This window comes from Pseudomonas sp. PA-1-3F, from assembly GCF_021609665.1.
GTDB lineage: Bacteria > Pseudomonadota > Gammaproteobacteria > Pseudomonadales > Pseudomonadaceae > Aquipseudomonas > Aquipseudomonas paracarnis.
Map to the genome: position 1 here is coordinate 1 of NZ_WJZD01000051.1, position 20069 is coordinate 20069.

Consider the following 20069-nt stretch of genomic DNA (forward strand, 5'->3'; position numbering starts at 1 on the left):
CACTCAGCGATCCAACTGTGGGAGCTGGCTTGCCTGCGATGACGGCCTGCCAGCCCACGCCAATCTACCTGACACTCAGCGATCCAACTGTGGGAGCTGGCTTGCCTGCGATGACGGCCTGCCAGCCTACGCCAATCTACCTGACACTCAGCGATCCAACTGTGGGAGCTGGCTTGCCTGCGATGACGGCCTGCCAGCCCACGCCAATCTACCTGACACCCCGCAATCAAACTGTGTGGGCTTGCTCGCGAAGGCGGCCTCGCAGTCAACACAGTTGGACCGTGTACATATCCATTCCTGCGGTAACGGCCACCTAGGGTTCCGCTCTGACAGCGGCTCACTTTTGAAAAGCGCAAAAGTAAGCAAAACGCTCTTGCCCCACCACTCGGCACCTCGCCTAGGCTCGGTGTGCCCGAACGCAGGCTTGAATCCGTGGGCCGCCGCCACGCGCCATCCATGGCGCGGGGCGGCTAACCCGGCGTCCTGCCGGGTTACCCACGAATTCAAGCCTGCGTTCGGCCAGCGTGGTTTAACGGGGCGCCTGAGATCAAGATCAAAAGCAGATCAAGATCAACAGCGACTCGCTTCGCATCGTGGTTACCGTTGAGCGCTACAGAGTTGTGTAGATACCTATGCTGCGATAGCGGTAGTGAATCCAACACTGCCATCGCAGGCAAGCCAGCTCCCACATTGATTGGGTTTCTTCAGGTAGATCAGGTCAGGCTTTGCTGACCAACGCATCCGCCCTGAACATCCCACGAATCCCCCGCACGGCCTGGCGAATCCGGTCCTGGTTTTCGATCAGCGCAAAGCGCACATGATCGTCGCCATACTCACCAAAGCCGATCCCCGGCGACACACACACCTTCGCTTCCAATAGCAGTTTCTTGGCAAACTCCAGCGAGCCCATGGCCGCGTACTGCTCGGGAATCTTGGCCCAGACGTACATCGACGCCTTCGGATTCTCCACCATCCAGCCCAGTTCATGCAGGCCCTTGACCAGCACATTGCGACGCTGGCGGTACTGCTCGGCGATGTCCTTCACGCACTGTTGGTCGCCTTCCAGCGCCGCAATCGCCGCCACTTGCAGCGGGGTGAAGGTGCCGTAGTCGTGGTAGCTCTTGATGCGTGCCAGGGCGTTGACCAGTTCAGGGTTGCCCACCATGAAGCCGATGCGCCAGCCGGCCATGTTGTAGCTCTTGGACAGGGTGAAAAACTCCACCGCAATGTCCTTGGCGCCGGGCACTTGCATGATCGAGGGGGCTTTCCAGCCGTCGTAGACGATGTCGGCGTAGGCCAGGTCGTGCACCACCAGCACGTCGTACTGCTTGGCCAGGTCGATCACCCGTTCGAAGAAGTCCAGCTCCACGCACTGCGCGGTCGGGTTGGACGGGAAGCCGAGGATCATCATCTTCGGCTTGGGGATCGAGCCACGAATCGCGCGCTCCAGCTCAGCGAAGAAATCCACGCCCGGTATCAGCGGCACCGAACGTACCTGGGCGCCGGCAATCACTGCGCCGTAGATATGAATCGGGTAGCTGGGGTTGGGCACCAGCACGGTATCGCCCTGGTCCAGGGTGGCCAGCATCAAGTGCGCCAGGCCTTCCTTGGAACCGATGGTCACGATAGCTTCGGACTCCGGGTCGATATCCACCGCGTAACGGTCCTTGTACCAACGCGAAATCGCCCGGCGCAAGCGCGGAATGCCTTTGGAGGTGGAGTAGCCGTGGGTGTCTTCACGCTGGGCGACGGTGACCATTTTCTCCACGATATGAGGAGGCGTGGCGCCGTCAGGATTACCCATGCTCAAGTCGATGATGTCTTCGCCGCGCCGACGCGCAGCCATCTTCAGCTCGGCAGTGATATTGAATACATACGGGGGGAGTCGATCTATGCGCGCAAAGCGGCGCGGCGAACCTTGGTCTGCCATTGTTGCCTCGAGGTACGTAAGCGCCCGGAACCGTCCGAGCGACGTCGGCCACTGCGGTGGCCTGCGGGGCAGACAATAAGGGCGATGATGGCCAGTTGTCCAGATGCGTAGGAAATTTTTCTACATGGAGTACAACGCGGATATGCCCCTATACTCGATGCGGGTTTGTTCCCTCATAAGAAGGAGACTGTTCGTATGGATCAGCAGACAAAAAAACCGTTGGAGTCACGCCTGGAAGCCGGTAAGGCCCTGGTGATAGCCGGGGTACAAGGGCGATATTCGAAGGCCACCGTTGGCGATATCCCACGGCTGTGGGAGTTGTTCGATACCTGTATCAAGGACATCAAGAAGCGCGTCGGCGGTGTGACCTACGGGGTGTGCCATAACCCGCATCACGGCGAATTCGATTACCTGGCAGGTGTTGAAGTCCCGGCCAAGAAGGACGTGCCGAGCAATTTCGAGGTGATCGAAATTCCGCCACTCAACTATGCCGTGTTCCCCCACTACGGGCCGGTGCAGGCGCTTGAGCAAACCTACGAGCGCATCATGTTCGAATGGCTGCCGCACTCGGGCTACAAGGTCATGGGCGCGGATTTCGAGCGCTATAGCGCGGACTTCGATGCCAGGAAGGGCACGGGGACGGTGGAAATCTGGCTGCCGATCGGGGAGCGGGGCTGACACTGCACCGATGTCACGTAAACACGACATGCACGCTTAAAAGTCATGTTTACGTGACATTGCCGCTATGGATTAAACCTGAAACTCAACCGGCGCTCATACCCTACGCGACCCTTGTACGCCTCACCGCGATCCACCCATCCCGCCCCCAGATACAACCCCATTGCCGCCAGGTTGTGGGCATCCACCGACAACTCCAACCCCTTGATCTGCGGCCAGGCCTCGCGCGCCACGGCGGGCAACGCCTGCAAACACATCTTGCCGTATCCACGCCCCTGCTGATGTCGGTCTACCTGTAGCGCGTGGAGTGTGGCGCTGTGTTCATCGGCCCAATGAGGCAGGCACGGTGGTCGCTTGAGCAGCAGGAACGCCACGGGAAGGTCGTCGACCAACAGCGCGAAGCCCTTGACCCCAGGACTCGGGTTGGCGAGCAGGGTATTGAGGGCGCAATACATATCACCGCAAAACGGCAGTTGTTCAGGGTGAACTTCGATGGCGCCGACTTGCTGTTGTTGCACAGCGTTCAGCGCCTCGTAAGCAACGAGGCGGGTTGGCATGGGACTATCCGAACGGCTGCAAGAGAAGTGGCAGTTTATCGGGTTTGAGCCACAGGAAATTATTTTTCAGGGGGATGTCGATTTCCCTCGGGGCCATTCGACTAAGGGTGTCTTCCGTGATTTTCCACCCCAAGGAGTCATCGCCATGAGCACTGCAATCAAGAGCCTGATCGAGCAATGGAAAGACGCCGTTGTCAGTCGCGATATCGACCAGATTGTCAGCTTTTACGCCGACGATATCGTCTCGTTCGACGCCGTAACCGCTCTGCAATTCAAGGGCAAGGCGGCCTACCGCGCGCATTGGGAGGCGTGCATGGAGCACTGCCCCGGCCCCGGCATCTTCGAGTTTCATGAATTGCATGTCGTCGAAGCGCCAGACAGCGCATTTGCCCACTGGCTGGCCCACTGCGGCGGTGCCGGGCCGGACGGTGAGGTGAAGGCTTGCTGGATGCGTGTCACCGCCGGCTACCAGCGCATCGATGGTCAATGGAAGGTGGTGCACGAGCACTGGTCGGCGCCGTTTGATATGCAAAGCGGCACGGCGTTGTTCGACCTGAAACCTTGAGCACCGCGAACTATAGTCAGTAGTCCGAAAACGGAGAACGCCATGAAATACCTGTGCCTGATCTACAGCGATGAACAGGTGTTGCACACTTCGCCCGACAGCCCCCATGACTCGGAATGTCTGGCCTACGCCGAGGCCGTCCAGGCCAGCGGGCGCATGCTGGCCGCCGAGCCGCTGGAGTCGGTGACCACCGCCACCACCGTGCGCATGCGCAACGGCAAGCTGTCGATCACCGACGGGCCGTTTGCCGAAACCAAGGAGCAGCTCGCCGGGTTCTACCTGATCGACGCCAAGGACCTCAATGAAGCGCTCCAGGTGGCTGGCGGCATTCCGGCGGCCCGGGTCGGCAGTGTGGAAGTGCGCCCCGTGCGCCAATTGAATCTCTCAACACAATAATCAAAAGACGTGAGGAGGTTTCCCGTGAACACTCAACCCGCCCAATTTGAACTGTCCATCAGCCGCTTGATCGATGCGCCGCGCCGCCGGGTGTTTCGCGCCTGGACTGAGCCAACCCTGCTGCAACAATGGTGGGGCCCCCACGGCATGACCACCCCTGAATGCGAGATGAACCTGTGGGTCGGCGGCTTGTTCCGCACCTTGATGCGTGCGCCCGATGGCAGCGAGTACCCGACCCAGGGCGTTTTTCTGGAAATCGATGCGCCCAACCGCCTGGTGTTTACCGACGCGTTCATGCCGGGTTGGGTGCCTTCGGGAAAGCCGTTCATGAGCGCCGAAGTCACCTTTGAGGAGGTCGGCGAAAAGACCCTCTATACCGCCCGCGCCATGCACTGGAGTGCCGAGGACAAGCAGGCCCACGAAGCCATGGGCTTTCATGACGGCTGGGGCCAGAGCCTGGACCGCCTGGTGAAGTTGGTGACCGAGGACATGGTCGATTGACCCAGCAGATCGACGCTATTTACCGCCGCGAATCACGCCGCGTGCTCGCGACGTTGATTCGTGTGCTGGGGGATTTCGACTTGGCCGAGGAGGCGCTGCACGAAGCATTTTTCGTCGCCCTGCAGCGCTGGCCCGAGGATGGCGTGCCGGATAATCCACGGGCGTGGCTGGTGTCCACCGGCCGCTTCAAAGCCATCGACCGCCTGCGTCGGCAGTCGCGTTTTACCCCGTTATTGGAAGAGCAGGCCGAGGCGTTGGAGGCCGCGCCTTGGAGTGATGAAGACGTGGAAGACGACCGCCTGCGCCTGATGTTCACTTGCTGCCACCCAGCGTTGGCAGCCGATGCCCAGGTTGCGCTGACCTTGCGCGAGATCTGCGACCTGAGCACCGAGGCCATCGCTCACGCTTTTCTAGCCACGCCCACCACCATTGCCCAACGCATCGTGCGCGCCAAGGGCAAGATCCGTGAGGCGAAAATTCCCTATCAAGTGCCGTCCCGCGCCGAATTGCCCGAACGATTGGACAGTGTGCTGCGGGTGATTTACCTGGTGTTCAACGAGGGCTATTCGGCCTCGGCGGGTGCCGACCTCACCCGTGAGGACCTGACCTTGGAGGCCATTCGCCTGGGGCGTTTGCTGCTGGAGTTGCTGCCCGAGCCGGAAGTCATGGGCTTGCTGGCGTTAATGTTGCTGCACGAGTCGCGTCGGCCTGCCCGCACTTCTGCCAGCGGCGAACTGGTGCTGTTGGACGCTCAGGATCGTACGCTTTGGGACAGGGCCTTGATCGCTGAAGGCTGCGCATTGGTGGAGCAGGCGCTGATGACGCCACACTTCGGGCCGTATTGCTTGCAGGCTGCGATTGCCGCCGTGCACGCCGAGGCGCCCAGCGCAGGGGAAACCGATTGGCGGCAGATTGTCGGGCTCTACGATGTGTTGCTCAGGTCTGCGCCGTCGCCGGTGATCGAGTTGAACCGTGCGGTAGCGGTGGCGATGGAGCAGGGGCCGTTGGCGGGGTTGGTGCTGGTAGACAACCTTTTGCAGCGCGGTGAGTTGCAGGACTACCACTTGGCGCATTCGGCGCGTGGGGAGTTTTGCCGGCAGTTGGGGCGGTTTGACGAAGCCCGCAGCGCGTACGAAAAAGCGCTGTCGCTGACGCAACAGGCGCCAGAAAAACGCTTCATCACGCGGCGTCTCGCCGAACTCAATTCCTCCAGGCAGTGACGATCCAAATGTAGGAGCGAGCTTGCTCGCGAAAAACTCACAGACGCCGCGTTTCTTCAGGAAGCACGCGTTATCGTTGACGTTCTTCGCGAGCAAGCTCGCTCCTACAGGCTCATTCCAGCATCTTGCCCAGCAACCAGCTCCCCGCAGGCCCCGGCGGCTGGTGCCGGGACCACAGCGCATCCACCGCCACCGAACGCGGCCAACTGCGCACCTTGAGTTCAACCAACTGGTTGCCGCCAAAGCGCTCCACCAGCCAGCGTGGAATCGGTGCCCAGCCAAACCCCAGCTGTGCCATTTCCATCAGCATCAGGTAACTCGGCGCCGACCATACTCGCTGCGTGCCGCGGTTTTCATTGGGGCTGATGATGCTCGCCAAACGCAACTCCCGGTGTTGTTGCAAGGTGTGCGGGTGAACCTTGTCCAGGTTCGCCAATGGGTGTCCAGGCGAGACAAACAGCGCGATCTCCGTGCGCTCCTCCACCGTGGAGAAGGAAAGGTCCGGCGGGTAGGCTTCTTGTTTCTCGATAAACGCGATCTGCGCCCGGCCACTTTGCACCAGTGCGATCAAGTCTTCGCATTCCGCGATCAGGCATTCCAGCTCAAGGTCCGGGTAGCGTTGCTCGAAGGCCGTGAGGGCGACCTCGAATCGATCGGATTGGTAAGTATCGGACATGGCGAGACTCAACTTCGGCTCCAGGCCTTGCGATAACTGACTGGCTGCCAGCTCCAGGCGGCTACTGGCTTCCAGCACTTGCTCAGCCCTTTGCAGCAACACTTGCCCCGCCGGCGTGAGGGTCGGCTTGCGGCTGCTGCGGTCAAACAGCACCACGTTCAGGTCAATCTCAAGGCTGGCCACTGCCGCGCTCACGGTGGACTGGCTTTTGCCCAGCTTGCGCGCCGCCGCGGAAAACGAGCCTTGGGTGGCAGCCTGGACAAACGCCTGAAGCACTTCATGGGAGGCCATGACTATCGCCTTGATCGATGGTTATTGGTTATGAAGTATCGATACAAAGCCTGATCATGGCAACCATCGTCACTCACGGAGCCGGGTCATGACCCCTACCAAATCCTTTACTGAACGCGTGTTTCAAGCCCTTGGTTTCGAAGGGCTGGCCTTATTGATTTGCACGCCGCTGTTGGTGTGGATCACCGGCCGGCCGGCGCTGGAAATGGGCGCAGTGACCCTGGGCATCAGCCTGTTGGCACTGAGCTGGAACGTGGTGTTTAACAGCCTGTTCGACCGCCTTAAAACCCGCCTGCAACTGGCCAACGGTGGTTGGACCCGTGTGCTGCACGCGCTGTTGTTTGAAGGCGGCCTGATTCTCTTGGCAGTGCCGTTGATTGCCGCCTTGATGAAGATCAGCCTGCTGGAGGCCTTCATCCTCGACATTGGCGTGCTGTTGTTCTTCCTGCCGTACACCTATGTGTACCACTGGGGTTATGACGTGTTGCGCGAGAAATTCGCCGGTAAAACCCCAGTTACCCCGTAGGCGTGCGTCGCTTATAGGAACATCCCCCCCGACGCCTCGATCCGCTGGCCGGTGATCCAATGACTGCCATCGGCCAGCAAGGTCGAAATCGCCCCGCCAATATCGTCCGGCAAGCCAGCGCGGCCCAGGGCGGTGTTATTGGCAACCATCGCATTCACATCGGTGTTATCGCGCACCGCGCCGCCGCCGAAGTCAGTGGCAATCGCGCCCGGTGCCAGGGTGTTCACGGTAATACCCCTTGGGCCCAGCTCTTTAGCCTGGTAGCGCGACAAGACTTCCACCGCGCCTTTCATGGACGCGTAAGCGGCATAACCCGGCAGGCTGAAGCGCGCCAGGCCGCTGGAGATATTGATGATGCGCCCGCCATCGCTGATCAGCGGCAGCAGTTTCTGCGTGAGGAAAAACGGTGCCTTCACATGGATCGCCACCAACTGGTCGAACTGGGCTTCGGTGGTTTCGGCAAAGCTTGCGTAGGTGCCAACCCCGGCGTTGTTGATCAGGAAGTTGAAATGCTCCTGTGCGAACACATCCTTGAGCAGTGTGCCGATCTGGCCAACGAATGCATCGAAGGTTGCGCTCTGGCTGACGTCCAGTTGCAGCATGGCGGCGCGACCGCCCAAGGCCTCTACCTGGGCAACCACGGCTTGGGCTTCGGCCGCTGCGCTGTGGTAAGTGCCGATGATGTCGATGCCTTGCGCAGCCAGGTGCAGGGCGGCGCTTTTGCCCAGGCCACGGCTAGCGCCAGTGATGAGTGCGATTTTACGGGTCATGGTGCAGTCCTCGAATGGGGTGAGTGGGACTGAGTGTATTTGTCCGGCCATAACGTGATAAACAGGCTGATATCGAAATCACTGGCCGGATAAGGCGAACAATCTAATGAACAAGCTTGAGCTGCTGCGCACCTTCGTACGCGTTACTGAGTTGTCGAGCTTTACCCAGGCCGGCCAAAGCCTGGGCTTGCCGCGCTATACGGTCTCCGAGCATGTGCAGGCGTTGGAGGAGTTGCTCGGCGCTCGGCTGTTGCAACGCACCACGCGCAAGGTGCAGGCGACCCAGGATGGTCGTGTGTTGTATGAGCGCAGCAAGGATCTGCTGGCGCACATGGAAGAGTTGGAAGGTTTGTTCCGTCAGGACGAAACCCAATTGGCCGGACGCATACGGGTGGACATGCCCAATGTCATGGCGCGGGGCGTGATCTTGCCGAACTTGCCCGCGTTCATGGCGCGCCATCCGCTGATCGACATGGAGATCAGCTGTTCGGACCGCCAGGTGGACCTGATCGCCGAAGGTTTTGATTGCGTGGTGCGCGTCGGCGCCCAGCCCGATCAAACTGTGGTAGCGCGGCGGGTGTGCAGCATGCCGATGGTCAACTGCGCGAGCGCGGCGTACCTGCAACGGTATGGCGTGCCCGAAACCCTGGCAGACCTGGCGCATCATCAGTTGGTGCATTACGTGCGGCCGCTGGGCGCACGCTCGGCCGGGTTCGAATACCTGGTGGGCAACAAGGTGCAGCGGCTGGCGATGGCAGGCCGGGTGACGGTCAACAGCACCGACGCCTATCAATCGGCGTGCCTGGGCGGGTTTGGCATCACCCAGGTGCCGCAGCTCGGCATACGCGACTTATTGGCCAGCGGCGAGTTGGTGGCGGTGCTGCCCGACTACCAGGCGCCGCCCTTGGATGTGTCGTTGCTGTACGCCGGCCAGCGGCATCTGCCGTTGCGGGTGCGGGTGTTCATGGACTGGTTGACCGCCACCCTGCAAGCTCATCTTTAACGGCGTGCCGACAACTGCTGGGGCGCCAGGAACGCGTCGTGGAAGTAATCTCGGAACGCTTGCATCGCTGGGGTAAACGCACGCTCGCGGTGCCAGGCCAGGCCGACGCTCATGGGTGTGACCGGGTCGGTCACGGTCAGGGTTTCGATGCGTTTGCCTTCCAGGGACCAGGGCCGGTGTACCAGGTCTGACAGGATCGCCACGCCGCTGCCGTTGGCAACCATGCTGCGCACCGCCTCCACCGAGCTGGTGCGCAGCCGCACCTTGGGCGTTTGCCCGGCCTGTTCCCAGTAGCGCATGGCGCTGTGTTCGGCTTCATCGACGGTGAGCAAGATGTAGGGTTCTTGGGCCACGTCGGCCAGGCTCACGGCACCGCGTTCGCACAATGGGTGATGGCTGGGCAGCCACAGGCGGCGTTCGGAGTTGAATAGAATTTCCGAGACGATATCCGCGTGGGTGAGGTTGGCAGTGAGCACCACAGCCATGTCGAACTGGCCGTCGAGCAGGCCCTGTTCGATGGCCTGGCGCTCCTGTTCGAACACCTCGATGGTCACGTCCGGATGCCAATGCTCCATGCGCTGTAAATGGTGCGGCAGGAAATAACCCAGCACGGTGTAGCTGGCCGCCACCCGCAGCACGCCGCTGGCGCGGTAGTCCGGCAACGGGCTGTTGAGGGCATCTTCCACGCTGCGCACAATCACATAGGCACGGTTGAGAAAATGCCGCCCGGCATCGGTGAGGTTCATGCCTTGGGCCGAGCGCACGAACAACTGCACGCCGAGCATGGCTTCCAGCTCCTTGATCGCTGTGGTCACCGCCGATTGGGAAATATTCAGGTGAATTGCTGCCTGGGAAATCTGGCCGATTTCCGCAGTGGCGACGAAATAGCGAACCTGGCGCAAGGTTAAAGACATATCGCACTCTGCTTATTGATCGTTCCCACGCTCTGCATGGGAATGCCTCTTGTGACGCTACGCGTCACGGTCTCAAGTGCGGACGCAGAGCGTCCATGGCTGCATTCCCACGCAGAGCGTGGGAACGATCTGGGGTCGAGGATAAAAAAGCTATCTGATTTTCAGAAGATGGGCCATCTGATAATAGATCTTCCCAAGGGGTCAAGCCACGGCCTACTTTGCGGGCATCACCTTTGGCGGAGCGACCTTGATGCAGGCAGTGGATTTCAATTCAGACATGGGCGAAGGCTTTGGCCCCTGGACCATCGGCGACGGCGTCGACGCAGAGCTGATGGCCTATATCAGCTCGGCCAATATCGCCACCGGCTTTCACGCCGGCGACCCAGGCACCATGCGCCGCACCGTCGAGCGCGCCAAGCAACTGGGTGTGGCGATTGGCGCGCACCCAGGCTTTCGTGACCTGGTGGGTTTCGGTCGTCGGCATATCAACGCACCGGCCCAGGAACTGGTGGACGACATGCTCTACCAGCTCGGTGCCTTGCGTGAAATGGCCCGCGCCCAAGGCGTGACCTTGCAACATATCAAGCCTCACGGCGCGCTCTACATGCACCTGGCCCGCGATGAAGAGGCCGCCCGGCTGTTGGTGCAAAACCTGCAAATCATCGAGCCCACGCTGATGCTGTACTGCATGCCCAACTCGGTGATCTGGCGCATTGCCAAGGAACTGGGGCAGCCGGTGGTGCGCGAGTTCTATGCCGACCGTGAATACGACCTGAGCGGCTCCATCGTGTTTACCCGCAATGTGCGGGCGCTGGCCCCAGCCACAGTGGCCGCCCGGGTCTTGCGTGCGTGTCAGGCCGGCCTGGTACGTACCGTCGAAGGCGAAGACCTGGCGATCGAATTCGATTCCATCTGCCTGCACAGCGACACCCCTGGCGCCCTGGATCTGGTGGAGGCTACCCGTGAAGCCTTGGACCAGGCGGGTATCGACGTCAGAACACCCCGATAAGATCCAACCCTTACTTTTTTGCCTGCCTTTCTACAATGATTCCAAGAGGAACAGACATGGCTGAAACGTCCCCCATCCGCTACAGCTTCGGCGGTGATGAACACCTATTTGCCGAGGTCAGCGACAGCATGTCCCTGGAGGCTTTTTTCAAGGGCATGGCGGTGACCCGCGCGGTGGAGCGCCTGGCGCTGGAAGGCGTACTGGATGTCTGCCTGGCCAATGCATCCTTCCAGATTCGCTTCGACCCCGACCGCATCGCGCCCCATTTGCTGCTCGACGCGGTGCAAAGCGCCGAAGCCCAGGCGGTGGCCGAACGCACCTTGCGCACGCGCATCATCGAAATCCCAGTGCTCTATAACGACCCCTGGACCCACGAAACCCTGATGCGTTTTCGTGACCGCCACCAAGACCCCAGCGGCACAGACCTGGAATACGCGGCACGCATCAATGGCCTGGCCGACGTGGACGCGTTCATCGCCGCCCACAGTGGCGCGCCGTGGTTTGTGTCGATGGTCGGCTTTGTCGCGGGCTTGCCGTTCATGTTCCAGATGGTCGAACGCGAGCGGCAATTGCAGGTGCCCAAATACCTGCGGCCACGCACCGACACACCGAAACTGACCCTGGGCCATGGCGGCTGCTTTGGCTGTATCTACTCGGTGCGTGGCGCGGGCGGTTACCAGATGTTCGGCGTTACCCCGGCACCGATCTACGACCCGGCGCAGCAGTTGGCGTACCTCAAGGAGCACATGGTGTTCTTCCGCCCTGGCGATATCGTGCAGTTCAAGCCGATGGACCGCGAGGCTTATGACCTGGCGGTCGCCGAGGTGGACGCCGGTCGTTTCGACTTGCGCATCCGCCCGGTGGAGTTTTCCCTGGATGCCTTTCTCGCCGACCCCATCGGCTACCCGAAAACCCTGCAGGAGGCGCTGGCATGATCAAGGTCCTCAAACCTGGCCTCGCCACCTCCGTGCAGGACCTGGGCCGCGAAGGTTATTACCACTTGGGCATCCCGCCGTCGGGGGCGCTGGACCAATACGCGTTGAGTGCGGCCAACCACTTGGTGGGCAATCCTGTGGGCGCGGCGGGCCTGGAATGCACGCTGATCGGGCCGGAGCTGGAGTTCCAGCAGGACGCGCTGGTGGCCTTGAGCGGCGCATTGATGTCGCCGCGCCTGGACGGTGAAGTGGTGCACCAGGACACCGCCTTTGCCGTGCGCGCCGGGCAGGTGCTGCGGTTCGAGTTTCCCAAGGCCGGCGCACGCACCTACCTCGCCGTCGCCGGCGGTATCGACGTGCCGTTGGTGCTCGGCAGCCGCTCCACCTACACCCTCGGCGCCCTCGGCGGGTTTAACGGCCGACGCTTGCAGGAGGGCGATCAATTGCCGATCGGTAGCGCCAGCGGTACCGGGCGTGCGGGCAACAGCTTGCCGATGGCGTTGCGGCGTTCGGTCGGCGGCGATGTGACGTTGCGGGTGGTGCCGGGGCTGTATTACGAACGCTTGAGCTTGGAGGCCAAAAGCAGCTTTTTTGCCGAGCCGTGGACGGTCGGCTCCGAGGCCGATCGCATTGGCTATCGCTTCAAGGGCGGCAGCGCGTTGAGCTTCCAGCCGCGGGAACAGCCGTTTGGCGCCGGCTCCGATCCTTCCAACATCGTGGACAGTTGCTACCCGATTGGCTCGATTCAAGTACCGGCGGGGCTGGAGCCGATTGTGCTGCACCGCGATGCGGTGTCGGGCGGTGGCTACGCGATGATTGGCACGGTGATCAGCGCCGACCTGGACTTGATCGGGCAAATGCAGCCCAACCAGCGAGCGGGGTTTGTGGCGGTGAGTCTGGAGGAGGCTTTGGAGGCGCGGCGGTTGTACAAGAAGCGGCTCAGAGCGATGACGGGACTCTTCAATCACTGAACATACGCTTAACCCCTGTGGAAGCTGGCTTGCCTGCGATAGCGGTGGGTCAGCTTGCATTGTCTTGGCTGATACACCGCAATCGCAGGCAAGCCAGTTCCCACCTTTGGGCTTATTTCAATTTGAGAATTTGCGGAATGCCCACCGCCCAGCGATCAGGGTGAAGGTTGCGACCAAGGCCACCAGTATCCAGAAGCCTTCCGGGTCTTGGGACAGGGGCACCCCACCCACATTCATGCCAAAAAAACCGGCAATAATGTTGATCGGCAGCGCCAGCACCGTCACCACCGTGAGGGTAAACAATGTGCGGTTGCTCTGTTCATTGAGGTTGGCGGCGATCTCTTCCTGCAACAGTTTGATGCGTTCGCCCAGGGCGGTCAGGTCGTTGATGATCAGCGCAAACTCTTCGGTAGATTTGCGCAATTCCTTCACGTCTTCCTTTTGCAGCCATTGCGGCGGGCGATTGAGCAGGCGCAGCAGCGAGCCCGGCTCCAAAGCCAGCAGGCGTTGCAGGCGCACCAGCACGCGGCGGGCGGCGCCCAGTTCGGCACGGTTGGTGGACAGGCGCGAAGACAACAGCTGATCCTCGATTTGGTCAACGCTGATGCTGGTCTTGCGCACGATCTGCGTCAGCACTTCGCCCTGGTCGCGCAGCAGGTGCACCAACAGCTCCAAGGGGGAGCGAAAGTGTTCGCCGGCCTTCACCGACGAGCGCAATTTATCCACCGAGTGCAACGGCTGCAGGCGTGCGCTCACCAGCAAGCGGCTGCGCGCGCACACCCACAGCGTGGAAATATCCGAAGACACCATGCTGCTGAAGTTGAACACCACATCGTTGACCACGGCCAATAAGGCCGAGTCCACATGCTCGATGCGCGTGGAGCGTGAGCCTTCATGCAAGGCTTCAAAAAACTCTTCTGGCAATGACAGATGCGCCTGCATCCAGCGCTCGCAGGCGGCGTGCGCCAGGTTCAGGTGCAGCCACAGGAATTCGTCCGGGTCTGGCGGTTGCTGCAAGGCGGCGAGGGCGGTGGCGGAATCAATTTGCTGGCCTTTCTCGCCGGGGCGAAAACGAAAACCGTAAAGCAGGCCAAACAGATCGGAATCCTGATGGCCGTGGTCGATGCTGTGGTTCATGGCGACTCGCAGAGAAAGGGCCTGTAGGACGTTTCACAGGTTCCTGAGCGAATCATTGCAAGGCGGTATGACGGTTATGTGACGGTTTGAGGCGCGCATAAAAAAACGCGCCACCCGAAGGTGGCGCGTTTTTTCAAGGTTCAACTCAGGTGTCTTGCTTGTTTTCCAGCACGGCACCGGTCTTGGCGTCGAGCTTCACATCCCATTTCTTGCCGGTAGTGTCGGTCAGGTCCACTTCGTAGACCAGCTTGCCAGCTTCGTGATCCAACTCGGTATCGTTGATGGTAGCGCCGGCATGTTGGGCGACGGCGGCGGCGTTGAGCTTTTCGAACGCCATCACTTCACCGGTCTTGAGCAGGCTGGGAATCTGGTCCGGACGAACATCAGCCTGGGCCAGGCCGGCGGTCAAAGTCAGGGCAGTAGCAGCGAACAGGGCAGTCAAGGTTTTCATGGTGTATGTCCTTCTTAGGTTGAGCTGTTTAAGTGGCGCCAGATTAACCAGCGCAACTTAACTCAGCCTTAATGGCTCACTGACACCAACGCTTTTAGTACTTATGGTCGTTGAGCAGGTCCTGCACGCTGGACGACGGCCAGCGCTTGTAGAACTTCAACAGCTCGGCGGCGCGGTTGGTAAAGATGCCATCGACGCCGGCCTTCATGACCTTCTCGAAGTCCACCGGCTCATCCACGGTATACACATGCACCAGCAGGCCCTTGTCGTGGGTCAGCTTGTTCATTTCCGGCTTCACCAGGTCGGTGTAGCTCTGGTCGCCGTGGTCGGTCAGCTCAGCCGACGGGCCGGTTCCGATGGCGCCGAGGCTTTTGGCCTCATCGACCCACTTTTCGAATTCGGCGGCGTCTTTGGGCTCTTGCTTGGCGTAGTAGGCGGCCTTGGTGGCTTCGCCAGACTCGGCGAAGGTCACTTTGGATTTGGGCTCGATGCTGCCTTCACCCACCCACAACAGCAGGATTTTCGGGGTGTTGGGCATTTCTTTCTGCAGCTCTTTGAGGCTGGCGGTTTCGAAGGTTTGCAGCACCACGCGGCCCTTGCCTTGGCCGACACCGGTGTTGCTTTTGCCCAGCTTGGAGCCGGCGGAGCTCAGCCAGCCTTTGTCGAGCAGCTTGTTTTTCAGGTCGGCTTCGATACCGGGGAACTGCTTGGGCTCCTTGGTCTCGATGTACAGGCCGGGTTTGTGCGAGGGGTTGCCTTCGGCGATCTTGATGATGTCGTCCAGGCTCAGGATTTTCAGGCCAACGAAACCAGGGCGCGCGCGGTCCGGGTAGGCGGCGTTGAACCAGCTGCCGGCGTCGAGGGTTTGCAGTTCTTTCCAGGTGAACTCGTTGGCAGGCGCGTCTTTGCGCTCGGGGAACTTGGTGGCAACGTCGGTGGTGCGCTGCAGGTTGTTGTCGTGCAGGGCGAACAGTACGCCGTCCTTGCTGCGTTGCAAGTCCAGTTCCAGGTAGTCGGCACCCAGGTCGCGTGCAACCTTGTAGGCAGCGGCGGTGGATTCAGGTGCGTCGTAGGACGCGCCACGGTGAGCGATCACGGCAGGATAGGGGATGCCTTCGTTTGTCGCCAATTCGGCCGGGCTGACCGGTTCGGCAGCCTGTGCGTGGCCAAGGCCGAGCATCAACGCCAGCAGCAAGGCGCTTTTGGAAAACGTGACAGGCATATGCGAAGTCCTTTCGTGGAGGTAACTTTGAGAAGGTGTCCTTTTTAACAATTGATTGCGAACGGCGCTATCACCAAACCGACATTAACGTGCGGACCGGCCAATTTTGTCGACTTTTTTGCAGGGCGTTGCAGTATTCTTACGGGTAGCTGCCCCGTCAGAGGGCGGTAATTTCTGCCACGCGTGTAAACCATCTTTCCAGTCCCTGTGGGACTTTTCAGTGAGGTTTACCATGCGCATCACTTCCGAGCTTATCTGCCAGGCCGCCGACCAACTCCAGGGATTTGTCGGCCTCAACCGCAAGACCGGCCAGTACATCGTACGATTCAGCGAAGACTCATTCGGCATGGACGTGGCCGATGACGGCATCATCCCCACGGCCGAGTTCGTCTGGCTGCCGGCCGCCGACCACACCATGACCCTGTGCCGAGCCCGCCTGCAGTTGTTGCTCGACCAGAATATCGACGACCGCATCAACATCACCGAGCCGCTACGCGTGTATATGCGCCGGGTAGAGATCCCGCAGATCAGCGCGTTGCGTAGTTTGGTGAGCTGAGCGTCCGCGATTTTGCTAACGATGACGAGCAAATGTGGGAGCTGGCTTGCCTGCGATAGTATCAATGCGGTTTCACTGCATCACCGAAGTGTCTGCATCGCAGGCAAACCAGCTCCCACCGGGTTCGGTGATTCAAGTGGAGAAGGTGTAGGCCCGCTCTACCTTGCATACCCGTGTGTGAAACGCCTCATACCAGGTGGCCCGCCCTTGCTCGCGCACCTGCCGATGCTCGGCCTGCTGTTTCCAGGCCAGTATCGCCGCCTCACTGGCCCAGTAGGACACGGTGATCCCTAGTCCATCCTCCCGCGCCGATTCCACCCCAAGGAACCCCGGTTGTTGCCTGGCCAGTTCCAGCATGCGTGTGGCGGCCTCGCCATAACCCAGGTCGGCGCCGGTGCGCAGCGAGCTGAAAATCACCGCGTAATAAGGTGGGGCGGGTGTCTTGGCGATCATACCGATACCTCCTGGCAGGCCTTGAGCAGCGCAATCGCCAGCGGCGGCGTGATGCCCTTGAGTGCGGCGCGTTCGGGCTGGAACAGGGTGGCGACGAAGAACGGGTGGTCGAGCAGTTCCACCGCGCGCAGATCGCCCGCCGAATCGTGGCCGGTGGGAATCAGGTTGGCGTCCAGCAGGGCGTCGGCAAAGGCGGGGTTGATGCCGTAGCGGCAACGGTAACCCTCGTGGATGTCCAGGCGGCTGTAGGCCTGCGCAATGCGCGTGTACGGGGCCAGGCGTACGGTGTTGCTCACCTCCACCAGGGAGCAGTCCAGCGGCGTGATGACGGCGCGTTCAGCATCCGGCATTAATTCGCCGTGCTGGGCATCGGCCCATCCGAGCACATGGCGGGCATATTCCAGCACGGCATGTTGAAAACCGCCGCAGGTACCGAGGAAAGGGCGACCTTGTTCGCGGGCAAAACGTATCGCCCGTAAGGCGCCGTCGACATCGCGATAGGGGCTGCCGGGCACGCACCAGAAACCGTCGAAGTCGCTCAGGGCAGAAGTGGAGGTGAGGGTGTCGGTGGCCAGCCATTGCACTTGGACGTTCAGGCCCAGAACGTCGGCGGCCTGTTGCAGGGCCATGGGAATGGCCTGGTGGGCGGTCACATCGGGGTTGTAATCACCGATCAGGGCAAGGTGCAGCGCGGGGGTTGGCATCATGTACGTCCATGACTTGTGGTGGGGTGATACCCACTATAGATTGGCGCTCACGCAATCAATATTGGCGTTTGCCCATATGTTCAATGCAGTCACGCACTATCAAATCGACTACGCCGACCTGTCGTTGATCCTGGCCCTGGTGCGCGGCGGTACCCTGGCGCGGGCGGCGGCGCTGCTGCGGGTCGATGTATCCACGGTGTTCCGTGCGGTGCGGCGGCTGGAGGCGGCGCTGGGCCAGACCCTGTTTGAAAAAAGCCGTGCCGGTTATTTGCCCACCAGCCTGGCGAGCAACCTGGCCCAACAGGCCGAGCGTGCCGAGCAGGCGCTGGAGGCGGCGCGTATTGGCGTGGAGCAGGGCGGTGAAGTGATCAGCGGTACCGTGCGCCTGACCTGCACCGACTCGGTGTTGCAAGGTTTGCTGTTGCCGGCCCTCGCGCAGTTCATGCCGGCCTACCCGGCGTTGACCCTGGAACTGAGCACCTCCAATGACTTCGCCAACCTCAGCCGCCGCGATGCGGATATCGCCCTGCGCCTGACCAAGACGCCGCCAGCGCATCTTGTCGGACGTTGCCTGGGTGCGGTGACCTACCAGGTGTGTGCCAGTGCCGACTATGCGCGCCTGCACCCAGACCATGAGTGGGCCGACCTGGCCTGGATCGCGCCGGACGATTTTTTACCCGATCACCCCACCGTCATCTGGCGCCGTGAGCATTTGCCGGGCGTGCGTCCCCGTTATCGGTGCAACAGCATGCAGTCGGTGACCGAATTAGTGCGCGCGGGGTTGGGCGTGGCGGCGCTGCCGGAGTTTCTGATGGGCGATGGCCTGCAACCGCTGGGCCCTGCGCTGGCAGGGCACGATACGGCGCTGTGGTTGTTGACGCGGCCTGATTGCCGGGCGTTACGCTCGGTGGTGACGCTATTTGATGAACTGGGGCGGCATGTGCGCTGGCTGCGAAGTTAACCTGCAGACAGCCAGCGCCAATGGCTCAGCGATTGCCCCGCTCATTGGCAAACGCACTTACCGCTTGTACTGCTTCGCCGGTGCCTTCGCGAATCTGCAGGATCACCGTGCCGGCCTGGTTGGCCAGTTCCACACCCTGGGCGGCGCGGTCGCGGGTGGCGTCCATGCTGTCGATGGCTTGGCGGGTTTCGTCCTGGATCATGGCGATCATGCCGGAGATTTCGGCGGTGGAGCCGCTGGTGCGCGCCGCCAGTTGCCGCACTTCATCGGCCACCACGGCAAAGCCACGGCCCTGCTCGCCGGCGCGGGCGGCTTCAATGGCGGCGTTGAGGGCCAGCAGATTGGTCTGGTCGGCAATGCCGCGAATCGTATTGACGATGGCGGTGATCTGTTGCGAGCGTTCGCCGAGTTTGGCGATCAGTTTCGAAGAGGTATCGATATCCACGGCAATTTCGCGCATGCCGCTGGCGGTTTTCTGAATCACCTCGGCGCCTTTTTCCGCCATCTCCTGGGTGTTCAACGACAGGTGGTAAGCCTGGGCGGCGCTCTGTGCGTCAGCGGCATGCTGTAGCACGCGGGCGGTGACGTCCGAGGCGAACTTCACCACTTTGCACAGGCGCCCGCTGGCGTCGTACACCGGGTTGTAGTTGGCTTCCAGCCACACGACCTGGCCGTGTTTGTCCACCCGCTCGAACTGGCCATTGAACAGCTCGCCCTGGTTCAAGCGCTTCCAGAACTCGCTGTAGGCCGCACTGTTGGCCAGCTCGGGCGTGCAAAACAGGCGGTGATGCTTGCCCTGGATCTGCGCCAGGCTGTAGCCCATGCGCTGCAGGAAATTGCCGTTGGCGGTGATGATGGTGCCGTCGAGGTTGAACTCGATCATCGCCATGGCGCGGTCGATGGCTTCGAGCTTGGCGTTGGCTTCGCTTTCGGCTTGCAGGCGCGGGGTGACGTCCATGGCGTACTTCACCACTTTGATCACATTCCCCGCCTCATCCCGTACCGGGTTATAGCTGGCTTCCAGCCACACCGAGGCGCCGTTGGCGCCTACTCGTTCAAAGGTGCCCGACTGGAATTGGCCGTTGCGCAGGTGCGTCCACAGCTGGTTGTAGTCCGCGCTGCGGGCGAACGCCGGGGTACAGAACATCCGATGGGGCTGGCCCAGGATCTGTTCGGCGCGGTAGCCCATGGTCTTGATGAAGTTGTCATTGGCGCGCAGCACGGTGCCTTGCAGGTCGAATTCGATCACGGCCATGGAGCGCTCGATGGCGTCCAGCAGGCTGGTCTGTTGGGCAAGGCTGTGTTGCAGGGTACTGATGGTTTTCTTGTGAGCGTTGAATAGCATGGTGGAGGGCTCGGGCATGCAAGCGTATGCGGGGTCCATGTATTTGCGCCTGACCCCGTAGGGCCCCTGGCCTTACGGTTGACTTGCTCATTGCCAGCTTCCTGATGCTGACAGAGGGGGTAGAACAACGGTGTCAGAGTGATCAACCGACCTGGAAGTTCGCCCGTCAGGCAGGACTATTTTGACCAGGCGACCAATGGCGGCATTATGCTACTGCGGCAGGCCGGCGAATGAAGTTTCAGACGAGGTGTCATCAGACAACTCAGGCCGGATGGGCGGCCACGCAACGGGCGGA

General features: G+C 61.1%; 23 protein-coding genes. 12 read left to right on the plus strand and 11 right to left on the minus strand.

Annotated elements, in window-relative coordinates; translation table 11 throughout:
- Positions 1-718 precede the first annotated feature (718 nt).
- Complete coding sequence (gene alaC, locus GIV26_RS25265) at positions 719-1930, minus strand: alanine transaminase (protein WP_236282668.1); 1212 nt, start codon at positions 1928-1930, stop codon at positions 719-721.
- Between the two features lie 195 nt (positions 1931-2125).
- Here alaC and GIV26_RS25270 point away from each other — a divergent pair, with 195 nt between their 5' ends.
- The gene (locus GIV26_RS25270; protein WP_034128503.1) at positions 2126-2608 is read left to right on the plus strand and encodes a GyrI-like domain-containing protein; all 483 of its coding nucleotides are present in this window, start codon (positions 2126-2128) and stop codon (positions 2606-2608) included.
- 65 nt (positions 2609-2673) lie between these two features.
- Here the strand turns inward: GIV26_RS25270 and GIV26_RS25275 are convergent, their stop codons facing one another.
- Positions 2674-3165 carry a GNAT family N-acetyltransferase gene (locus tag GIV26_RS25275; protein ID WP_014719637.1) on the minus strand — a complete coding sequence of 164 codons (492 nt, stop codon included), beginning with the start codon at positions 3163-3165 and terminating at the stop codon, positions 2674-2676.
- Between the two features lie 145 nt (positions 3166-3310).
- Between GIV26_RS25275 and GIV26_RS25280 the strand changes: the two genes are divergently transcribed.
- The 4 genes from GIV26_RS25280 to GIV26_RS25295 are packed head-to-tail and all read left to right on the plus strand — an operon-like array spanning position 3311 to position 5847.
- Positions 3311-3730, plus strand: a complete 420-nt coding sequence (locus GIV26_RS25280; protein WP_072435191.1) for a YybH family protein — start codon at positions 3311-3313, stop codon at positions 3728-3730.
- 42 nt (positions 3731-3772) lie between these two features.
- Positions 3773-4126, plus strand: a complete 354-nt coding sequence (locus tag GIV26_RS25285; RefSeq protein ID WP_034128501.1) for a YciI family protein — start codon at positions 3773-3775, stop codon at positions 4124-4126.
- Positions 4127-4150: 24 nt separating this feature from the next.
- Positions 4151-4627 carry an SRPBCC family protein gene (locus GIV26_RS25290; RefSeq protein WP_054896718.1) on the plus strand — a complete coding sequence of 159 codons (477 nt, stop codon included), beginning with the start codon at positions 4151-4153 and terminating at the stop codon, positions 4625-4627.
- Positions 4624-5847, plus strand: coding sequence for an RNA polymerase sigma factor (locus tag GIV26_RS25295; RefSeq protein ID WP_236282670.1), 1224 nt, complete (start codon positions 4624-4626; stop codon positions 5845-5847). The genes GIV26_RS25290 and GIV26_RS25295 overlap by 4 nt, the downstream gene beginning before the upstream one ends.
- Before the next feature lie 112 nt (positions 5848-5959).
- Here GIV26_RS25295 and GIV26_RS25300 read toward each other — a convergent pair whose 3' ends face one another.
- On the minus strand, positions 5960-6814 hold the full coding sequence (locus GIV26_RS25300; RefSeq protein ID WP_200583323.1) for a LysR family transcriptional regulator: 855 nt from the start codon (positions 6812-6814) through the stop codon (positions 5960-5962).
- Positions 6815-6902: 88 nt separating this feature from the next.
- Between GIV26_RS25300 and GIV26_RS25305 the strand changes: the two genes are divergently transcribed.
- Complete coding sequence (locus tag GIV26_RS25305) at positions 6903-7340, plus strand: multidrug/biocide efflux PACE transporter (RefSeq protein ID WP_054896721.1); 438 nt, start codon at positions 6903-6905, stop codon at positions 7338-7340.
- Between the two features lie 11 nt (positions 7341-7351).
- Here GIV26_RS25305 and GIV26_RS25310 read toward each other — a convergent pair whose 3' ends face one another.
- The gene (locus tag GIV26_RS25310) at positions 7352-8110 is read right to left on the minus strand and encodes an SDR family NAD(P)-dependent oxidoreductase (protein WP_236282672.1); all 759 of its coding nucleotides are present in this window, start codon (positions 8108-8110) and stop codon (positions 7352-7354) included.
- A gap of 106 nt (positions 8111-8216) precedes the next feature.
- Here GIV26_RS25310 and GIV26_RS25315 point away from each other — a divergent pair, with 106 nt between their 5' ends.
- On the plus strand, positions 8217-9113 hold the full coding sequence (locus GIV26_RS25315; protein ID WP_236282674.1) for a LysR family transcriptional regulator: 897 nt from the start codon (positions 8217-8219) through the stop codon (positions 9111-9113).
- Here the strand turns inward: GIV26_RS25315 and GIV26_RS25320 are convergent.
- On the minus strand, positions 9110-10027 hold the full coding sequence (locus GIV26_RS25320; RefSeq protein ID WP_014719628.1) for a LysR family transcriptional regulator: 918 nt from the start codon (positions 10025-10027) through the stop codon (positions 9110-9112). The genes GIV26_RS25315 and GIV26_RS25320 overlap by 4 nt on opposite strands.
- A gap of 250 nt (positions 10028-10277) precedes the next feature.
- Between GIV26_RS25320 and GIV26_RS25325 the strand changes: the two genes are divergently transcribed.
- The 3 genes from GIV26_RS25325 to GIV26_RS25335 are packed head-to-tail and all read left to right on the plus strand — an operon-like array spanning position 10278 to position 12942.
- On the plus strand, positions 10278-11036 hold the full coding sequence (locus GIV26_RS25325) for a 5-oxoprolinase subunit PxpA (protein ID WP_236282676.1): 759 nt from the start codon (positions 10278-10280) through the stop codon (positions 11034-11036).
- 56 nt (positions 11037-11092) lie between these two features.
- A complete protein-coding gene (locus GIV26_RS25330; RefSeq protein WP_236282678.1) occupies positions 11093-11971 on the plus strand; it encodes a 5-oxoprolinase subunit B family protein in 879 nt (292 codons plus the stop codon).
- Positions 11968-12942 carry a biotin-dependent carboxyltransferase family protein gene (locus tag GIV26_RS25335; RefSeq protein WP_236282680.1) on the plus strand — a complete coding sequence of 325 codons (975 nt, stop codon included), beginning with the start codon at positions 11968-11970 and terminating at the stop codon, positions 12940-12942. The genes GIV26_RS25330 and GIV26_RS25335 overlap by 4 nt, the downstream gene beginning before the upstream one ends.
- A gap of 117 nt (positions 12943-13059) precedes the next feature.
- On the opposite strand, the gene GIV26_RS25340 is transcribed toward GIV26_RS25335, so the two are convergent.
- From GIV26_RS25340 to GIV26_RS25350, 3 genes are all read right to left on the minus strand, one after another.
- On the minus strand, positions 13060-14079 hold the full coding sequence (locus GIV26_RS25340) for a transporter (protein WP_054896728.1): 1020 nt from the start codon (positions 14077-14079) through the stop codon (positions 13060-13062).
- A gap of 145 nt (positions 14080-14224) precedes the next feature.
- Positions 14225-14530, minus strand: a complete 306-nt coding sequence (locus GIV26_RS25345; protein ID WP_034128489.1) for a PepSY domain-containing protein — start codon at positions 14528-14530, stop codon at positions 14225-14227.
- 94 nt (positions 14531-14624) lie between these two features.
- On the minus strand, positions 14625-15752 hold the full coding sequence (locus GIV26_RS25350) for a glycerophosphodiester phosphodiesterase family protein (protein ID WP_186527832.1): 1128 nt from the start codon (positions 15750-15752) through the stop codon (positions 14625-14627).
- 232 nt (positions 15753-15984) lie between these two features.
- On the opposite strand from GIV26_RS25350, the gene GIV26_RS25355 reads away from it, so the two are divergent.
- The gene (locus GIV26_RS25355; protein WP_032895610.1) at positions 15985-16308 is read left to right on the plus strand and encodes a DUF2025 family protein; all 324 of its coding nucleotides are present in this window, start codon (positions 15985-15987) and stop codon (positions 16306-16308) included.
- A 132-nt stretch (positions 16309-16440) separates the two neighbouring features.
- On the opposite strand, the gene GIV26_RS25360 is transcribed toward GIV26_RS25355, so the two are convergent.
- Together GIV26_RS25360 and GIV26_RS25365 are read right to left on the minus strand one after the other, a co-directional pair.
- Positions 16441-16761: an antibiotic biosynthesis monooxygenase family protein gene (locus GIV26_RS25360; protein ID WP_054918277.1), complete on the minus strand. Its 321-nt coding sequence runs from the start codon at positions 16759-16761 to the stop codon at positions 16441-16443.
- Entirely contained in the window at positions 16758-17465 is a 708-nt protein-coding gene (locus tag GIV26_RS25365) for a CTP synthase C-terminal region-related (seleno)protein (protein ID WP_197901174.1), read from the minus strand. Before GIV26_RS25365 ends, GIV26_RS25360 begins: the two co-directional genes overlap by 4 nt.
- A gap of 79 nt (positions 17466-17544) precedes the next feature.
- Here GIV26_RS25365 and GIV26_RS25370 point away from each other — a divergent pair, with 79 nt between their 5' ends.
- A complete protein-coding gene (locus GIV26_RS25370; protein ID WP_054896730.1) occupies positions 17545-18429 on the plus strand; it encodes a LysR family transcriptional regulator in 885 nt (294 codons plus the stop codon).
- A 25-nt stretch (positions 18430-18454) separates the two neighbouring features.
- Here GIV26_RS25370 and GIV26_RS25375 read toward each other — a convergent pair whose 3' ends face one another.
- A complete protein-coding gene (locus GIV26_RS25375; RefSeq protein ID WP_236282694.1) occupies positions 18455-19774 on the minus strand; it encodes a methyl-accepting chemotaxis protein in 1320 nt (439 codons plus the stop codon).
- Positions 19775-20069: the final 295 nt, after the last annotated feature.

Coding starts and splice junctions, on each gene's coding strand:
- alaC (WP_236282668.1), bottom strand. CDS start 1,930: ATGGCAGACCAAGGTTCGCCGCGCCGCTTTGCGCGCATAGATCGACTC.
- GIV26_RS25270 (WP_034128503.1), top strand. CDS start 2,126: ATGGATCAGCAGACAAAAAAACCGTTGGAGTCACGCCTGGAAGCCGGT.
- GIV26_RS25275 (WP_014719637.1), bottom strand. CDS start 3,165: ATGCCAACCCGCCTCGTTGCTTACGAGGCGCTGAACGCTGTGCAACAA.
- GIV26_RS25280 (WP_072435191.1), top strand. CDS start 3,311: ATGAGCACTGCAATCAAGAGCCTGATCGAGCAATGGAAAGACGCCGTT.
- GIV26_RS25285 (WP_034128501.1), top strand. CDS start 3,773: ATGAAATACCTGTGCCTGATCTACAGCGATGAACAGGTGTTGCACACT.
- GIV26_RS25300 (WP_200583323.1), bottom strand. CDS start 6,814: ATGGCCTCCCATGAAGTGCTTCAGGCGTTTGTCCAGGCTGCCACCCAA.
- GIV26_RS25305 (WP_054896721.1), top strand. CDS start 6,903: ATGACCCCTACCAAATCCTTTACTGAACGCGTGTTTCAAGCCCTTGGT.
- GIV26_RS25310 (WP_236282672.1), bottom strand. CDS start 8,110: ATGACCCGTAAAATCGCACTCATCACTGGCGCTAGCCGTGGCCTGGGC.
- GIV26_RS25315 (WP_236282674.1), top strand. CDS start 8,217: ATGAACAAGCTTGAGCTGCTGCGCACCTTCGTACGCGTTACTGAGTTG.
- GIV26_RS25320 (WP_014719628.1), bottom strand. CDS start 10,027: ATGTCTTTAACCTTGCGCCAGGTTCGCTATTTCGTCGCCACTGCGGAA.
- GIV26_RS25325 (WP_236282676.1), top strand. CDS start 10,278: ATGCAGGCAGTGGATTTCAATTCAGACATGGGCGAAGGCTTTGGCCCC.
- GIV26_RS25330 (WP_236282678.1), top strand. CDS start 11,093: ATGGCTGAAACGTCCCCCATCCGCTACAGCTTCGGCGGTGATGAACAC.
- GIV26_RS25335 (WP_236282680.1), top strand. CDS start 11,968: ATGATCAAGGTCCTCAAACCTGGCCTCGCCACCTCCGTGCAGGACCTG.
- GIV26_RS25340 (WP_054896728.1), bottom strand. CDS start 14,079: ATGAACCACAGCATCGACCACGGCCATCAGGATTCCGATCTGTTTGGC.
- GIV26_RS25345 (WP_034128489.1), bottom strand. CDS start 14,530: ATGAAAACCTTGACTGCCCTGTTCGCTGCTACTGCCCTGACTTTGACC.
- GIV26_RS25350 (WP_186527832.1), bottom strand. CDS start 15,752: ATGCCTGTCACGTTTTCCAAAAGCGCCTTGCTGCTGGCGTTGATGCTC.
- GIV26_RS25355 (WP_032895610.1), top strand. CDS start 15,985: ATGCGCATCACTTCCGAGCTTATCTGCCAGGCCGCCGACCAACTCCAG.
- GIV26_RS25360 (WP_054918277.1), bottom strand. CDS start 16,761: ATGATCGCCAAGACACCCGCCCCACCTTATTACGCGGTGATTTTCAGC.
- GIV26_RS25365 (WP_197901174.1), bottom strand. CDS start 17,465: ATGCCAACCCCCGCGCTGCACCTTGCCCTGATCGGTGATTACAACCCC.
- GIV26_RS25370 (WP_054896730.1), top strand. CDS start 17,545: ATGTTCAATGCAGTCACGCACTATCAAATCGACTACGCCGACCTGTCG.
- GIV26_RS25375 (WP_236282694.1), bottom strand. CDS start 19,774: ATGCTATTCAACGCTCACAAGAAAACCATCAGTACCCTGCAACACAGC.